Source organism: Pseudoalteromonas sp. 10-33 (genome assembly GCF_001469195.1).
Classification (GTDB): domain Bacteria; phylum Pseudomonadota; class Gammaproteobacteria; order Enterobacterales; family Alteromonadaceae; genus Pseudoalteromonas.
Window position 1 is genome coordinate 567,491 of record NZ_LOFI01000001.1, and the last position, 15,910, is coordinate 583,400.

Annotated in this window: 14 protein-coding genes and 1 pseudogene; 10 read left to right on the plus strand and 5 right to left on the minus strand. The window is 37.3% G+C overall.

What is annotated here, in order from left to right; genetic code table 11:
* Positions 1–49: 49 nt before the first annotated feature.
* From ATS76_RS02595 to ATS76_RS02630, 8 genes and pseudogenes are all read left to right on the plus strand, one after another.
* Entirely contained in the window at positions 50–859 is an 810-nt protein-coding gene (locus ATS76_RS02595; protein WP_058550923.1) for a sulfite exporter TauE/SafE family protein, read from the plus strand.
* 12 nt (positions 860–871) lie between these two features.
* Positions 872–1,675, plus strand: a complete 804-nt coding sequence (lgt, locus tag ATS76_RS02600; RefSeq protein WP_008132732.1) for a prolipoprotein diacylglyceryl transferase — start codon at positions 872–874, stop codon at positions 1,673–1,675.
* A gap of 7 nt (positions 1,676–1,682) precedes the next feature.
* A pseudogene (locus tag ATS76_RS02605) lies at positions 1,683–2,258 on the plus strand (thymidylate synthase); the annotation flags it as partial.
* A 128-nt stretch (positions 2,259–2,386) separates the two neighbouring features.
* Positions 2,387–3,607 carry a tyrosine-type recombinase/integrase gene (locus ATS76_RS02610; protein ID WP_058550924.1) on the plus strand — a complete coding sequence of 407 codons (1,221 nt, stop codon included), beginning with the start codon at positions 2,387–2,389 and terminating at the stop codon, positions 3,605–3,607.
* Between the two features lie 13 nt (positions 3,608–3,620).
* Positions 3,621–5,954: a site-specific integrase gene (locus ATS76_RS02615; protein ID WP_058550925.1), complete on the plus strand. Its 2,334-nt coding sequence runs from the start codon at positions 3,621–3,623 to the stop codon at positions 5,952–5,954.
* Positions 5,954–8,023, plus strand: a complete 2,070-nt coding sequence (locus ATS76_RS02620; protein ID WP_058550926.1) for a site-specific integrase — start codon at positions 5,954–5,956, stop codon at positions 8,021–8,023. Before ATS76_RS02615 ends, ATS76_RS02620 begins: the two co-directional genes overlap by 1 nt.
* Positions 8,023–8,499, plus strand: a complete 477-nt coding sequence (locus ATS76_RS02625; RefSeq protein WP_058550927.1) for a hypothetical protein — start codon at positions 8,023–8,025, stop codon at positions 8,497–8,499. Before ATS76_RS02620 ends, ATS76_RS02625 begins: the two co-directional genes overlap by 1 nt.
* Complete coding sequence (locus tag ATS76_RS02630) at positions 8,499–9,332, plus strand: thymidylate synthase (RefSeq protein ID WP_058550928.1); 834 nt, start codon at positions 8,499–8,501, stop codon at positions 9,330–9,332. The genes ATS76_RS02625 and ATS76_RS02630 overlap by 1 nt, the downstream gene beginning before the upstream one ends.
* 438 nt (positions 9,333–9,770) lie before the next feature.
* Here the strand turns inward: ATS76_RS02630 and ATS76_RS02640 are convergent, their stop codons facing one another.
* Genes ATS76_RS02640 through ATS76_RS02660 form a run of 5 tightly spaced genes read right to left on the minus strand, consistent with a single transcriptional unit; the run spans position 9,771 to position 12,157 of the window.
* Positions 9,771–10,112, minus strand: coding sequence for a hypothetical protein (locus ATS76_RS02640; protein ID WP_058550930.1), 342 nt, complete (start codon positions 10,110–10,112; stop codon positions 9,771–9,773).
* 39 nt (positions 10,113–10,151) lie between these two features.
* Positions 10,152–10,712: a recombinase family protein gene (locus tag ATS76_RS02645; RefSeq protein WP_058550931.1), complete on the minus strand. Its 561-nt coding sequence runs from the start codon at positions 10,710–10,712 to the stop codon at positions 10,152–10,154.
* Between the two features lies 1 nt (position 10,713).
* Positions 10,714–11,013 carry a hypothetical protein gene (locus ATS76_RS02650; protein WP_058550932.1) on the minus strand — a complete coding sequence of 100 codons (300 nt, stop codon included), beginning with the start codon at positions 11,011–11,013 and terminating at the stop codon, positions 10,714–10,716.
* 11 nt (positions 11,014–11,024) lie between these two features.
* On the minus strand, positions 11,025–11,342 hold the full coding sequence (locus tag ATS76_RS02655) for a hypothetical protein (protein WP_058550933.1): 318 nt from the start codon (positions 11,340–11,342) through the stop codon (positions 11,025–11,027).
* Entirely contained in the window at positions 11,339–12,157 is an 819-nt protein-coding gene (locus ATS76_RS02660) for a DNA-binding protein (protein ID WP_058550934.1), read from the minus strand. The genes ATS76_RS02655 and ATS76_RS02660 overlap by 4 nt, the downstream gene beginning before the upstream one ends.
* A gap of 390 nt (positions 12,158–12,547) precedes the next feature.
* Between ATS76_RS02660 and ATS76_RS02665 the strand changes: the two genes are divergently transcribed.
* The gene (locus ATS76_RS02665) at positions 12,548–13,414 is read left to right on the plus strand and encodes a WYL domain-containing protein (RefSeq protein ID WP_058550935.1); all 867 of its coding nucleotides are present in this window, start codon (positions 12,548–12,550) and stop codon (positions 13,412–13,414) included.
* A gap of 50 nt (positions 13,415–13,464) precedes the next feature.
* A complete protein-coding gene (locus ATS76_RS02670; RefSeq protein WP_058550936.1) occupies positions 13,465–15,909 on the plus strand; it encodes a type I restriction-modification system subunit M in 2,445 nt (814 codons plus the stop codon).
* The last annotated feature ends 1 nt before the right edge of the window (position 15,910 follow it).

Genomic DNA, 15,910 nt, shown 5'->3' on the forward strand with positions numbered 1-15,910 from the left:
TTTTATAATCCTTTACCATATAAGCCTTCAAAAGGCATTTGAGATAACTATGTATGACTTAGGTTTGTTGGTCGCATGTTGCGCACTACTAGGCTGTATTGTCGGTTTTTTAGCAGGATTATTAGGTATTGGCGGTGGGTTAATAATTGTGCCTGCACTGAGCACATTGCTGATTTTATTTAATGTTACATCTGCAGAACATGTTGTGGTTATTTCGATTGCGACCTCTTTGGCCTCTATTTTATTTACTTCTACGTCTTCAGCATTGGCTCATCATAAAAATGATAATGTGCCTTGGCATGTTGCACCTTGGGTTATGACAGGTGTAGCAATAGGGGCTTTAATTAGTGGGTTTGCAGCAAGCTTAATACCAGAGCAGTTACTACGCAGTGTATTTGCAGTGAGTGTTGTATTTATTGCAGCCAGAATGGCGCTATCATCACGTAATAAACCCTCATCCACTAAGTCGCTCCCACCAGGGCCTATTTTAGGGTGTATTTCCGCTATTATGGGCGGTTTATCAGGGTTGATTGGTATTGGTGGTGGAGCGTTAATTGTACCTATGCTCAATTATTTCTCCATTGATATAAGAAAAGCCATTGGGTGTGCTGCCGTCTCGGGCATTGTAATCGCTTTATTTGGCTCTATTGGCTACATTAGTGCGGGTTGGAAGGTGACCGACTTAGCACATGGTTTTGCAGGGTTTGTATATTTACCTGCGTTATTTGGTATTGTTATTACATCGTGGTTTGTGGCGCCTTACGGGGCTAAAGCAACTCATTATTTACCTGTTAATACAATAAAGAAAGTTTTCGCGGTACTGCTTGTTGTTATCGCAATTAAAATGGTTTTTAGTTAAAGGTTTATTTTTATGGCACTTGAGTTTCCTCAAATCGATCCAATTATTTTTTCGATTGGACCACTGAGCGTACGTTGGTACGGATTGATGTATTTAATTGGTTTTGCATTTGCGATGTGGTTTGCAAATCGTCAAGCGGCAAAGCCTAATTCTGGCTGGACCAAAGAGCAGGTAAGCGATCTATTATTTTATGGCATGCTGGGGGTAATACTTGGTGGTCGTATCGGTTATGTATTGTTTTACCAATTTAGTTATTTTTTAGAAAATCCACTGTATTTATTCCGCATCGATCAGGGCGGCATGTCGTTTCATGGTGGTACGTTGGGTGTAATTACAGCCGTTGCCATTTTTTCGTGGACACGTAAAAAGTCACTTCTACAAGTTGGCGATTTTGTAGCGCCACTAGTGCCAGTGGGGTTATTAGCAGGGCGTATAGGTAACTTCATAAATGGTGAATTATGGGGGCGTGTATCAGACGTTCCTTGGGCTATGGTATTTCCAACCGGTGGGCCGCTTGCTCGCCACCCGTCGCAGTTATACGAAGCCTTTTTTGAAGGGCTTGTTTTATTTTTAATTATGCTATGGTTTATTAAAAAACCACGCCCAGCTGGCAGTGTTGGCGGCGTATTTTTACTAGGTTACGGGGTGTTTAGGTTTGGTATTGAATACTTCCGCCAACCAGACGCGCAACTAGGCTTATTTGCCGACTTTATCTCTATGGGTCAAATACTGTCACTCCCTATGATTATAGGTGGTTTAGGTTTATTAATTTGGGCATATAAAAACCCGCAGCAAGTAACAGCAGCAAAGGCATAATAAAAGCATGAAACAATATTTAAAATTATGTCAGCGTATCGTTGACGAAGGTCAATGGGTAGAAAACAAACGCACAGGCACACGTTGCTTAACCGTTATAAACGCCGATTTAGAGTACGATGTAGCAAACAATCAGTTTCCTATGATCACCACGCGTAAAAGTTACTATAAAGCGGCCATTGCAGAGTTGCTTGGCTATTTACGAGGCTACGATAGTGCAGAGCAGTTTCGTAATATTGGCTGTAAAACCTGGGATGCTAATGCCAACGATAACCAAGCCTGGCTTAATAATCCAAACCGTAAAGGTGAAGATGACATGGGGCGCGTTTACGGTGTTCAAGGGCGAGGTTGGCAACGCCCTGATGGTTCAACACTCGATCAGCTAGCAAAAGTAATTAACAATTTAAAAAATGGCATTGATGATCGCGGCGAAATAATCACGTTTTATAACCCAGGTGAATTTGAACTGGGTTGTCTAAGACCTTGTATGCATACACATACGTTTTCACTATTAGGTGATACGCTTTACTTAACATCTTATCAGCGTAGTTGTGATGTTCCTCTTTTATTACCCTATAATAGAAATGCACAGTATGGAAATGAGGAAATTAAAAATTCCTTTTTTTTGTACTATAATAAAGGTAATTCGATACATTAATTAATTGCACAGTATGCTATGAGTACTGTGACTTAGGGCGAAGTGGGTGTTAAATGAGATTTAAAATAGTAGAAGGAGAGCAAATTGATTTAAAGGAATCAGAAGCAGCAAAGTCAGTTTCAGAATATGAATGTCTAAATGAAGAAGTTACAGTAACTGGAGTTGCTGTGTTCAATTCGAAACATCAAGTGCTTCCAAACGTTTCAAATTGGCTGTCAGAAGCTTTACGGCATGGAAAAACTCCGCTAACTACAATATCCACTTACGCAAAAAATCTTTCGTATTTGTTTGATTATTTAAACGAACAAAGCACATTGAAACATCAGGAACTCGATAATGCATTGCTGGATATTCAAGAGCATAATTTTAGTGAATATTTTGCTTACTTAAGGCAAGGCAAAGGTCTTGCTTCAACCACTATTAGTAACCGGGACGCTACATTCCAAGCGTTTTTTAATGACTATCTCTGTAAGGCTCGAAATGATGGTAAAGCACTTCGTGATGATAATCCTTACGAAGACGGTTTAATTTACGGTTCTTCAAAGTCTAAGTTAGTTGAAATGTGCAGTTTAGATGAATTGACTGCACTGATGTTATGTACAAATCACGAACGAGAAAAAGTCTTACTTCAATTCATGTACGACACTGGTCTTAGGCGTTCTGAAATACCCAGAGTGAAGAAAGAACACATCGATACAGCATTAAATACAGATAAACAAATCTACATAGTAGATGCTGACACCATTTCAATACCATCGGAATATAAACAAGTATTTGTAGCAGGCTCAAAAGGTAGGAAGCGCCAAATTAATGAAAGATATACATTAACAAGTATTCACACTTTAGCGAGGTTGCGACGATACTTTTCAACACCTGAATATAGAGTTAGAACGAAAGAGTTTGGCATAGACGCCCCCGCATTTCTTAATTCTCATGGTACACCATACAATTCGGGATCTGTAAGTAAGTTATTAAGTCGTGTATCTAAACGTGCATTAAAAAAAGGGCTGATAAAGAGAGCAATTCATCCACATATGTTAAGACATGGCTTCGCTGGGTCTGTATTAAGATCCCCGGATTTAGGCGATCATGCTGTTGATAAATTAGTATTGCTTCAGACATGTCTTGGACATGCATATTTGAAAACAACTCAAGTTTATACTCAATTACCTTACGAAACCTACGGCAAGATTGCCGACAATAATGGAGAAATATTAACTCGTTCGCGTTTGATGGAGCAGTTGAACGCTCAAACTAAGACTAAAAGAAAGTAGTCAGGAGTTAATAATGCAAAATCCAAAAGTTAAAACTTTAGAAAACTTCGTAAATGAAATAGATACGAACCGCAATAAAGCTTGGGGTATTTCGGTTTCTCATATCCCTAAGAAAAATGGATATTCAGCAGCCGCATCTTGTGCTGAGTTAAACAGAAATCTTGGACTTAAGATTGCTTCATCTAAAAGTAATGCATACAGCCCTTATCTTGAGAAATTGAACAATATTCTTAAAGAAGAAGGTGTAATTTTAAAAGAGCAGATCGCGTCAGCACTGGAAGTCCGAAGAACAACAAAGTATTGGTGGGATAACCTAACTACAGAAGAAAAGCTTAGTGTTAAAACTTTCGGAAATTCAATTCGTTTTAAGACGTATATTAAGAATTGGCGCGGAGGTAAAGGGTATCAAATTGTTACAGATCTTGGTAACGAGTTGAACGCTGAGCTAATAGAATTAGGAGGGCTTGATTGCAATTACCGCGCAGTTAAGGACAGAGATGTTCTTTATGATCAAGAATATAGGAACAAACAACAAGAAGCAGTGCAACGGTGGGACGAATTAGCGACAAAGTCACTCAATTCATATAAAGAATTTGTTGGAGTTGAAAGTTCCGATGAACCATTCGTGCAGCTAAAGCAATTAGCCGCTTTAGTTAGAAATGGAGCAGCATCAGCCTCAAGTAAAAAGAAGCCGCAGGAAGCGTACAGTCACTTGTGCAGATTTTTAGAGCAGAATGATATTGATCCCAAATCATCGCTTCAAGATATTTTAAGTGAGTTTTTACTAGTTAGATTTAAGCAAGACTATGTTATCCCTAAAATGCATGGCGGAAGCATTGCACCTAGCAACGCTCCAACAATCGTTAGTTCGGTTCGACAGCTACTGAAACGCGCTACAAAACTCAAGGACATCAATTTTCACAGTTTCTATGACGTAGAAATGAAAACTCGCGGTCGTGTTACAGATACTTATAAGCCTTATTTAAAAAGTGAGCGTCAGGCGATAACTGAGGCTATTCAAGCCTCAATTGATGACATCATAGTTTTATTTGAACCATACCAAAAATCAGGAGAAGGTGAATATCCTTTAGATGAAAATGGTTTCATTAAGCCCAGTTTTTCTAAAATTGAAAATGCAAGATATTTGTTTGAAAATAATTTAAATTGCACTCCGACTTCTTTCAATGATGCTCAAACGCCTGAAGAAAAAGGCTTTCTTAAAATAATCGGAAAGCTAGATATTGGGTTGCACAATGTATATCGAAGTTGGGGAGTACCTTCGATTATTGATGCGGATGTGATCGCACCATTTGTTTTTCGTTTAGCGCAAATTACTGGAATGAATGCGGATCCTCTATTTGATCTGTACGTAGATGATTTTGTAATTGCCCACGAAACCACACAAAAACCATGTTTGAGATATTGGAAAGAGAGAAGCTCTGGAGGTATGCAACTCCATTTAGACCTTTTTGAATCTAAGCTTCAGTGGTTATCGAAAAAGCAAAGCGAAGAAGTAAAGGACGTATTCGAGAACGTCATTAGAGTTACTGAGAGCATCCGCAAAGATGCTCCGGAGCATATTAAAGATAAGTTGTTCATATATAAGAGTACAGGGCAAACAACACATGGAGAAATTAGATCTTTTTCCGATTTGAAGCGGCAAACAACTTCTATCTATTCTAATTTTGTCGTGAAACATGATTTAAAGTCTGAAAGTGGGGAACCATTAGTATTTACAATTAGTCGATTTAGACCAACGTTCGTTAGTGAGTTAGTTGAGGCAGGTGTAAGTATTAGAGAAATCCAATTAATGCTTGGCCATTCAAACATAGAAACAACAATGAATTATTTGGACAAGTTAGACTTTAATAGGATAGCTAGAGAGAAGTTGACTGAAGCAATTAGTAAAATCCATAATCGTATTTTTGTTAAAGCTGATGATGAAGTGTCTAATAAGTTTTTAGACAATCCGGATAAAGTCATTTTCACAACCCCACTTGGGGGCTGCTCAAATATATTCTCGCCACCAGATTTTGTTAAGAAAATGTCAGGATTTAAGAAGGGAAGTCCTTGCTCTCAGTATAATAAATGCCTGTCATGTGAAAATGTAATGATAACCGTTGATAAGCTACCAATGCTTTTTGCAATGAAGAGAGATTACATGCTCTTGATGCAAAGAAATCGAATTATGGATACTCCACATGGTTATGTAATTGAAGAAAATCTATGTCTGTTAGATGAGATTCTTAATCCTAAGAAGTCTGATTTTGATGCAGAAGTTCTGTTTAAAGCTGAGAAACTTGCACAATTTGAAGAAACAGCAGTCATAGATGGAGTAACAGCATAATGGAAAATTACAACATCGATGCAAGCGTGACATTAGTTAAAAACTTCGCTCAAAATAAAACTGTTTTGATTCCAATTATTGGACAATTCAACGAACTTAAAAATGATATGGAATTGCCAGCTACCGTCAGTTGGTTACCTAATTTATTAAATTTAAAAGTCACAAAGAAAAGTCAGTTTCATGAGCATGTCTGGGATTATAATGAGGACTACCTTAATCCTCCTAAATCAGTTCAGGGGGCTAAGCTTCGAATTGACTTTAATGATTATCCCAGTATTCCTGATTTTGTTATGACAGAGATCAAGTGCCTTCTGCACATGTGTACAGTAATTCCTATAGCTTTTAGTAAAAAGAAGAAAAAGACTAAAAGAAAAGAACGAATTGCTATCAGGCCAAATACAGTGATAACCCAGTTTCGAGCTGGGTTAAGGTACATCGATAAAGTATTTGAAGATTTAAGCTCTTTAGGCCAAGAGTTCGTAGACGAGCGCTTTCAAAGTTTGACAGATATCTTGGATAGTGATTTTAGGGAAACCGCGAAAAGTTTTGAATATATAGCTGGGACAGAGCTGAGAAGGTTTTTTTATTATTTGACCCATCCTTTTACCAAAAATATTTTAGGCTCTAGCATTAAAATCGATTTTGAGTCATTGGAATGGCCTGCACATGAGATTAAAAAAAGAGAAGCAAAGCAATATTTTGAAAACGAAGACTTTGAACAGTTGATGCTTCATTCCACTTTTACTGTAATTGATTTCTTAACTCGAATATCTCAGGAAATTGAAGATAAAACTGCTTTAAAACATTTTAATGCTTTCAATAAGAAGCGCGATTTAAACTTTGATTTTGATGAAAGCACTCTTAATGATTATGTTCTATTGAGACTATGGTCAAAAGGTTACTCTCAAAGTTTTATTGCTTCTAAATGCCAGATCCCAAGTGAGTTTTGCGATCCTTCAGGAAAGTTATATTACCACGAGGAAATTCGAAAAGTCATGAATAGTAAACATAATATTCGGCACTTTGATCATGTCAGAAACTATGTCAACCAAGTTTATTACGCTTCGTCATTTTTAACTGCTCAGTTAACTGGCATGCGGCCAGAGGAGTTGAGTGAAATTAGAATTAGTAGTTGTTTGATTGAACATGAAGGGTTTGACGTCTTAGTTTCAAATGTTAAGAAAAATGATTTAGAAAACTTAACCTTGTTTGACGATAAATGGGTTGCAATACCAATAATGAAGGACGCTATTAAAGCAGCTTCGTTGATTTCACCTTTAAAGAATAACGACTTTTTATTTAGCAACATGGATACAGTTTCACCAGAAAAAACTGCAAGTAGTATGGGTTCAGCGGGAATTAAGCACTTTATTGATAACTACTTAAATGTTGTTTTAGGAAAAGAACGAACTAAGGCAATTAAATTCAATGCTTATATGTTTCGTCATTCCTTAGCCTATCAACTGCACCGAATTGAACTTGGGCTGCCATTTATTTCTTTTCAGTTGAAACATGTTGTTGATGACGTTGGTAAATACACAAGTTTTGGAAGTTCAAGTGGAACAACTTTGGGTTACGGTGAAATAGCGGAAAACATAATAGCTAATAAGTCGATGAATAAGTCAATTAGACGCGACGCTGAAGTTGAGCGAATTAAAACGGTTATGGATCCTGATGGTGTTTATGCTGGTCCTAAAGCTCAAGAGCACAAAGCTAGGTTAAATAAAGTTTTTCAAGGCTATATGGATCTAGGGTATACCAAGGATGAGATCTTTGATGCTATGGCAGAGCAGGGAATGGCGGTGATTAATGTTGGAACTGGGTTTTGCTTTGGTGGAATGGAAGATTATGACAAAAGTATCCCTTGTATTGGCTCCCTCAGGTGCAACCCAATTAGATGTAAAAATGCTATAGTGGGAAAAGCAAATATCCCCAAATGGAAAGAGGTTTACGCGTCTAACGTTGCCTTACTTGGTAAAGATGGTTATGAAGATAGACAAAGCCAGCTAACTGAAGCAATTGAAGAGGCTAAACAAGTTTTAATTTATTTAGGGGAGGCTGTTGATTGATGAGCACACAAGCCTATGATGAGAAAAATCAGCTCGATTATGATGAAAACACCCGTAAATTAAATAATGCCCTTAATGAAATAAGTAAGAACAACAGTTTAAAAGCTACCATCCAAGAAGTCTCTAGGTTATCCGGAGTTAGTAGAAATACTGTTGCCGATAGAGGGTTTCCAAAAACTAGACTTAAAGAAATAAAAGAACAAAGAGAAAAAAAGGCTCTTGAGAATAAAGTACAAAAGCAAACTGAACTCGAAACTATTACAGAAGAACGTGATAAAATCGCAAAAGAAGTTGTTTATTGGTTTTCTGAATTTGTAAAAGCAAAAGATGATAGGGATGATTTTGAAAGACAGCTACAAAGATCGATTGATAATGCAAGTTATTACAAACGAGAGTTCGACAAACAGAAAGAAACAATAAAGGCTCTTCAAGCTAAAAATGAACAATTACAAGATTTACTAAGAGATTTAAAATAATGAAAGCATATTTAGAATTATTAAAAGATGTACTCGAAAACGGCACGCAAAAAGGTGATCGAACGGGGACTGGTACAACTTCTGTTTTTGGCCGCCAGATTAGGCATGATCTTTCAAAAGGATTTCCGTTACTGACTACCAAAAAACTTCACTTTAAAAGTATTGCCAATGAGTTAATTTGGTTTTTGAATGGTGATACAAACAACAATTGGTTAAATGAAAATGGTGTAAAAATTTGGGATGAGTGGGCTTTAGAGGATGGTTCATTAGGGCCAATCTATGGTGCTCAATGGACGGCATGGCCTACAAAAGATGGCGGAACAATAAACCAAATTGACTATGTAGTTGATACACTTAAAAACAACCCAAATAGCCGAAGAATACTATTTCATGGATGGAATGTTGAGTATCTGCCTGATGAAACCGTCAGCCCTCATGAAAACGTAAAAAATGGCAAAATGGCATTACCTCCTTGTCACTTGCTTTATCAATTCTATGTAGCTAACGGAAAGCTCTCTGGTCAATTGTATATTAGAAGCTCAGATATTTTCTTGGGACTTCCATACAATATTGCTAGCCTGTCTTTGCTCGTTCATATGCTCTGCCAACAATGTGATCTTGAGCCGGGTGAAGTTATAGTGAGCTTTGGTGATTTACATGCCTACTCTAATCACATGGAGCAAATTCAAGAGCAAATGTCTCGTGAGCCTAAATCTTTACCCGAACTTAAGATAAATAGAAAACCAGAATCTATTTATGATTACAAGTTTGAAGATTTTGAAATTGTCGGTTACGACGCACATCCAAATATTAAAGCGCCTGTCGCGATTTAAATTCTTAAAATTTGGAAACCAATATGGACAAAAGTTTGATTTTACTTTTGTCCATGAACATAACTCTAATATCAAACTTATGTTCATCCCTAAAACAAGGTGAACAAATATTAATACTTGTGTCCACTTACTTTGTAGTGGCAGTGGTGAATTTGGAGCCTTGCCAAACAAGGCTTGGATAAGATTACTTGCTACTTGATCTGAACATAGTAAAGGCAATTATTACACTTGTTAAAATCCTTTGATTTATCTAAGTGACATGCAAGCTTCTTTTCTCCTACAAAACAAAGCGCTGTTCTGGAAAATTCTCGATAGATGTCGATGTTATCAATTTTAACAGCGGATGGAGTTTTAGGTGACGAATTAGGTAGCTGCGATTTTTCCATGTTTGGGACCTCAGGTTAGTTGCTTAAGCAATGGTTAATTTAATTTCTCAAGTTACTTCTTTGTTAATGAATTCCGAGTAAAAAATTGTGCTCTATCTTCGTGCATAAACTGATCGCTAACATGAACCACAAAATCCATCATTGTCATTTCAATAACATCATACTTTGAGTCGATAAGATAAGAGTTTCCGAAATACGTTGAGATTTCTAATCTATCTGCTTTTATTACGCGGCTAATTATTTTTGATGTCACTGCTTCTTTATAACGAGTCAAGCCCATTGTGTCTTTGTATTCAATCAAGAGTAAGAGAATATCAGCATGATGAAACTCAGGCTTGATAACTTCATCATAAAGAGAAATAACGCAACTTTGTTTTATTTTTAATTTGTGCATTTAGATTGCCCGCTTTTTTAATTCGTATAGGGTAAAAATTCATTCATCACGAATTCTTCTAATAGTAGTTCTTGAAACTTTATATTTTTCGGCTAGTTGGTTAATACTAAAAGACTTGCTACTTAACAGTTTTCTTATGTTGTCTCTATCTTGTTTTAGCAGCGACAGAGGTCTGCCAAAAGTTACTCCAGCTTTGATTGCAGCATTGCGCCCTTCACTTGTTCTAGAAACAATAAGATCACGCTCTAGCTGAGCAAAAGTGCCTATTAAGTTAACCATTGCCTTAGCAAATGGACTCTGATTACTAGTATCAATAACGCCATCCAAGCTTTTAATGGTGGCACCTTTATGATGTATACTTTCTATTGTAGATAGAACAGATTTGAGTGACCGTCCCAACCTATCCAGTTTTGTTACAAATATTACATCGTCATTACGAATGTATTGGATTAACTCATCAAGCTGTTTTTCATTCTCGTCTGATACACCTGATTGTTTTCCATAAAATATAGGGTCACAGCCAATTTCTTTAAGCGTATCTAGTTGAATACGGAGATCTTGTTGATTTGTCGAAACCCTAGCGAAGCCAATTTTTGCCATGTTACATCTCGAATTCAGGTTCTTCATTTTTCTGAATTTCGTTTGCTACATCCCAGCTCATATAACTAAGAAGCATCATCGTATTTGATGTCATGAAGGAGTTCTTGTAAATCGCACCAGCAGATGCCAAGCTTTCCAACGTTTCAAACTGGTCAACGTTAACTGTTATAGATATTTCTACATCATTCTGTTCCCCATTCTCAAAAAGCAGCCATTGCTTCGCAGGTTGATCAAGAACCAATATATTTCCGCTGTTCAACGCCTCTGTTAACTTCTGATCTGTATCGATTACATTTTGCATTTAATTACCTCTTAATTGGATTTTATAAATTTGATTTCACTGGGAGAGTAACCATTTCTAAGCATTTCAAACTCATCAACAGATACTTTGATACGGTGTCCCGGCCCCAATAGCGTATAAATATGATTTGACGCAGTAACTACTTGTCTCATAGCTGGCGAGATAGATTTGATCATAGAAGTACATGCGTAATCCCCGTAACAGTACCGTTCTAGTTGATCTTTCTTCACAAGCCCCCACAAAAACAAGGATTTTGCACTGCTTTTAATTGGAGTTGCTGGAACAATTTCCACAATGAACCAATCGAACAATATTGTGCTAGGTTTCATACCTCGCCTATTCCTTTCGATTTAAATTCAAGTTCTCTTTCTTTCAGCAACTTCTCAAGTGATTCAATAGTGAATTCCTTTTCTGCCAATTTTCTTTGAATATTTGTTAATTTATCGGTTGCTTGATTTTTATCTTCTATAGCAACCTCTACTTGAGTTTTAAGTCTTACTTCAACCTTTTCTAATTCTGAAGTTTGGATTTTTTCAATATGAAGCTGCTCTTTACATAAATCTAATTCTTTCAGTGCTTCTGCATTAATAGACTCAAGTTGTTCTATCTTTAATAGTAAATTTTGCTCTTTTTCAGATAGTGCTAAATTTGCGTCTTCCAATAGCTTTATCGCTTCTAGCTGCTGTTCATTCAATGTATCCGCTTCTTCTATTAATCGATTTGCCAAATCTTGCTCATCGACTAATTGTTTATTAGTTGTCATCAAAGTTTCGTATGCGGCTCTAGCCTTCTTCTCAGATATACGCGTTGCTGCTTGATCACTTTCTAAAGCAAAGTCATTTACTTGTTTAGAAATATCCATCAGAAATGTACTTACTTTTTCTTCTAACTCTGCGGAAAGAACATGCCCTTCTGTAGTTACCTCGGTATCCTTAGATACCAAGCCTTCTTTTTCTTCATATTCATTCCATAGTCCCAGTAAATACTGCGGACCACCAGAGCCGATAACATCACGTAATGTCCATCCCGTTATCTCTCTTTTTTGCTGCTGTAATATTCCCGATGCTTTTATTACTTGCTCTAGCGAAATTTTTGGCTTTCTACCTGATTTCTTTAACTCAATAACAGAACTTTCTTTTTTCACGCTTACTCTCTTTAATCTCAACCAATCAACCAATCAACCAATCAACCAATCAACGACGATTTTTATTTCATTATAATATGTTTTCTCAGTTTTAAAATTATAAAAATACAATAAAATCAACTAGATAGTACACAGTGAGCACTGTGGTGATTTTTATTTATTTAAATATCAGTTAGTTAAATTCGCTAAAAATTCAAACAAAAATTTCAATTTATTTAGAAAATAGGAGAGTTATTGATTTTGAGCATAATTATTGAGTAGCAGTTAGTGGAGCTTTGCACCAGAACTTTAGGACTTATATAAAAGATGCTATCAAAATGATTGCTTATTGGTTTTTATTAATGTAACTTTGATAATTAATAATCATAAAAATAACTAATGAAGCATTAGATGGATTTAGAAAAGCTAAACTACGCACAACGTGAGCGCCTTGCGTTTATTGATTTTTGCCTACAGTTTGTAGGGCAAATAGCGCGTGCAGATCTGATCAATCACTTCAAAACTGGCCTTGCATCTTGCTCAAGAGATCTAACTCTATACAAAGAGTTAGCGCCTGATAATCTTGAATTAAGGCATGAAGATAAACAGTATTATCGTACAAATGAATTCCAGCCTGTATTTACCCATAATCCTGAAGCCGTTTTAACTAGTCTTTGCCGAGGTTTTGGCGATGGATTATCGAATGGTTCACAACCATCAAAACATTGTTTTGATGCGACTCGTTTAATCCACCCATCACCAAATGTAATTGCGACTTTAATGCGTGCAATTAATAGTAAGAAAGCGGTCCGATGCGATTATGTCTCCCTATCGTCTGGTGAAAGCAGTAGAGAGATTGTCCCACATTCCATTGCTAACAACGGTCAACGATGGCACGTAAGAGCACTCGATCGCAAAACCAATGAGTTTCGTGATTTCGTCTGTACGCGATTACAAAACGTTTCAGAAATTCATCAGCCAGTAAGTGACAATCAACTCGCTGCAAAAGACATCAGTTGGAACAACATTATCAATGTTGAGTTAAGTGTTCATCCATCTATTAAGCACAAAAAGGCGATAGAACTAGATTACAACATGATTGATGGTGTTTTACGGTTAGAAGTAAGAGAGGCCCTGCTTGGCTACCTAATGCGTCAGTGGAATGTAGATTGTACTAAAAATGCCTCCTTAGTGGGTGATGAGTATCAACTTTGGCTAAGCAATATAAACGAATTGGAAAACGTGGCGAGTATGACAATCTCGCCCGGATACAAATAGAATTTTAAGATTAAATCAAAGTGAAAGAATCGCTTTTTATAGGAATAACAATGGATCACAGCGTACATAACAAATTAGTTTCTTTCATCTGGTCAATTGCTGACGACTGCCTCCGAGACGTATACGTGCGAGGTAAATATCGTGACGTAATTTTGCCAATGGTGGTATTACGCAGATTAGATACTTTACTAGAACCAACCAAAGAAGCAGTGCTTGCTGAAGTTAAGTTTCAACTAGAAGAAATGGAAGCTACCGAGCTTGATGATGCGCCCTTAACCGCAGAGACTGGTTATGTGTTTTACAATACGTCAAAGTGGACTTTAAAAAGCTTGTTCAGCACGGCTACAAACAACCAGCAAATCTTATTAGCAAACTTTGAAGAATACCTAAACGGCTTTAGTGCCAACGTAAAAGAGATAGTCGAGTGCTTTAACCTTAAAGCACAAGTGCGGCATATGGCGGGTAAAGATGTATTACTAGATGTACTCGAAAAGTTTGTATCGCCATACATCAACTTAACCCCGCACGATAAAGAAGATCCTGATGGTAATAAGCTTCCGCCATTGTCGAATCTTGGCATGGGTTATGTTTTCGAAGAGCTGATCCGTAAGTTTAATGAAGAAAACAATGAAGAGGCAGGTGAACACTTTACTCCGCGCGAAGTAATTGAATTGATGATCCACCTGTTGTTTGACCCGCTGAAAGGTAATTTACCTGACCCATTAACTATCTATGATAGTGCGTGTGGTAGTGGCGGTATGCTTACTGAGGCGCAGAACTTTATTGAAGAAAAGTTCCCAATCGAAGGCACAAAACGCGATATTCACCTGTTTGGTAAAGAAATTAATGATGAGACTTACGCCATATGTAAGTCAGATATGATGATCAAGGGCAATAACCCAGAAAATATTCGTGTTGGCTCTACGCTTTCAGTTGATGAGTTTGCTGGGAAAACCTTTGATTTTTCTGCACAAAATCCACCTTATGGGAAAAGCTGGGCCAGTGAACTAAAGAATATTAAAGATGGTTCTGACGTTATTGATCCGCGCTTTATCGTTGAATTAGCTGATTATTGGGGCAATAAATCAAAAGTCGATGCCACCCCTCGCTCTAGCGATGGGCAGTTGCTATTCCTCATGGAAGTCGTTAGCAAGATGAAGCCATTGGATATCAGTCCATTGGGTTCTCGCGTGGCTTCTATTCACAATGGCTCCAGCTTATTTACAGGAGATGCAGGCTCTGGTGAGAGTAATATTCGCAGGTACATCATTGAAAACGATATGCTCGATGCCATCGTGCAACTACCAAACAACTTGTTCTATAACACGGGTATCACTACTTATATTTGGCTGCTTAGCAATAACAAGCCTGAGGAGCGCAAAGGTGAAGTTCAGCTTATTGATTCCAGTCTACTCTTCAAAAAATTGCGAAAGAATTTAGGTAACAAAAATTGTGAATTTGCGCCTGAGCATATTACAGAGATTATGCAAACATACCTAAGTGCTTCTAATGTCGAGCGTAAGTTAAATGACAACAATGATCCTGTCGGAATTGCAGCTAAGGTTTTTGATAACCAAGATTTCGGTTACTACAAAGTCAACATTGAACGCCCAGACAGACGTTGCGCTCAATTTAAAGATGAGCTGATAGCACCACTGCGTTTTGATAAATCACTGCGAGAACCTATGGAATACTTGTTTAGTGAGTATGGCGACAAGGTATATGAAACAGGCTTCTTAAAGAGTATTGAAAAAGAGGTAGTCGCTTGGTGTGAAGATAGTGACATTAGTTTAAATGCCAAAGCAAAAAGCAAACTGCTTGATACCAAACAGTGGCAAAAACTTAGAGAGCTTGTAAATACGGCTAACCAATTAAAAGCTTCCTTTGAAAATAAGGGCTTAAGTGGTAGCTCTACTAATGAAAGCAACGACTTCAACCAATTCAAAGCACATGTTGATGCTGAGCTAAAAACGTTAGAAATTAAACTTAGTGCTTCAGAGAAGAAAGCCATTCTAGATGCAGTAAGTTGGTACGATGAAAATGCCGTAAAAGTGGTCAAGAAAGTCGTTAAATTTAAACAAGATAAGCTTGACGAACTATTACATCACCTAGGCTGTGAAGCGTCAGAATTAGCTGAATTTGGTTATTACGAGATAAAAGGTAGAAAGTTAGAATTTACCACTTACGAACCTAATACAGACTTACGTGATGCAGAATCAGTACCTCTGACCTATAACCAAGATAAAGACACAGATAACAGCGAAATACACCAATACTTTCTTGATGAAGTAAAACCAAATGTTAGCGAGGCTTGGATTAATTTAGACAGCACTAAGATTGGCTATGAGATCAGCTTTAACAAGTACTTCTATCAGCACAAGCCATTGCGTTCAATGGATGAAGTTGCCACCGATATTATCGACTTAGAGCAAAAAGCTGAAGGCTTAATTGCGGATATTCTCGGTGTTGATTTAGCCGAAGTACAAGGAGAGTAAA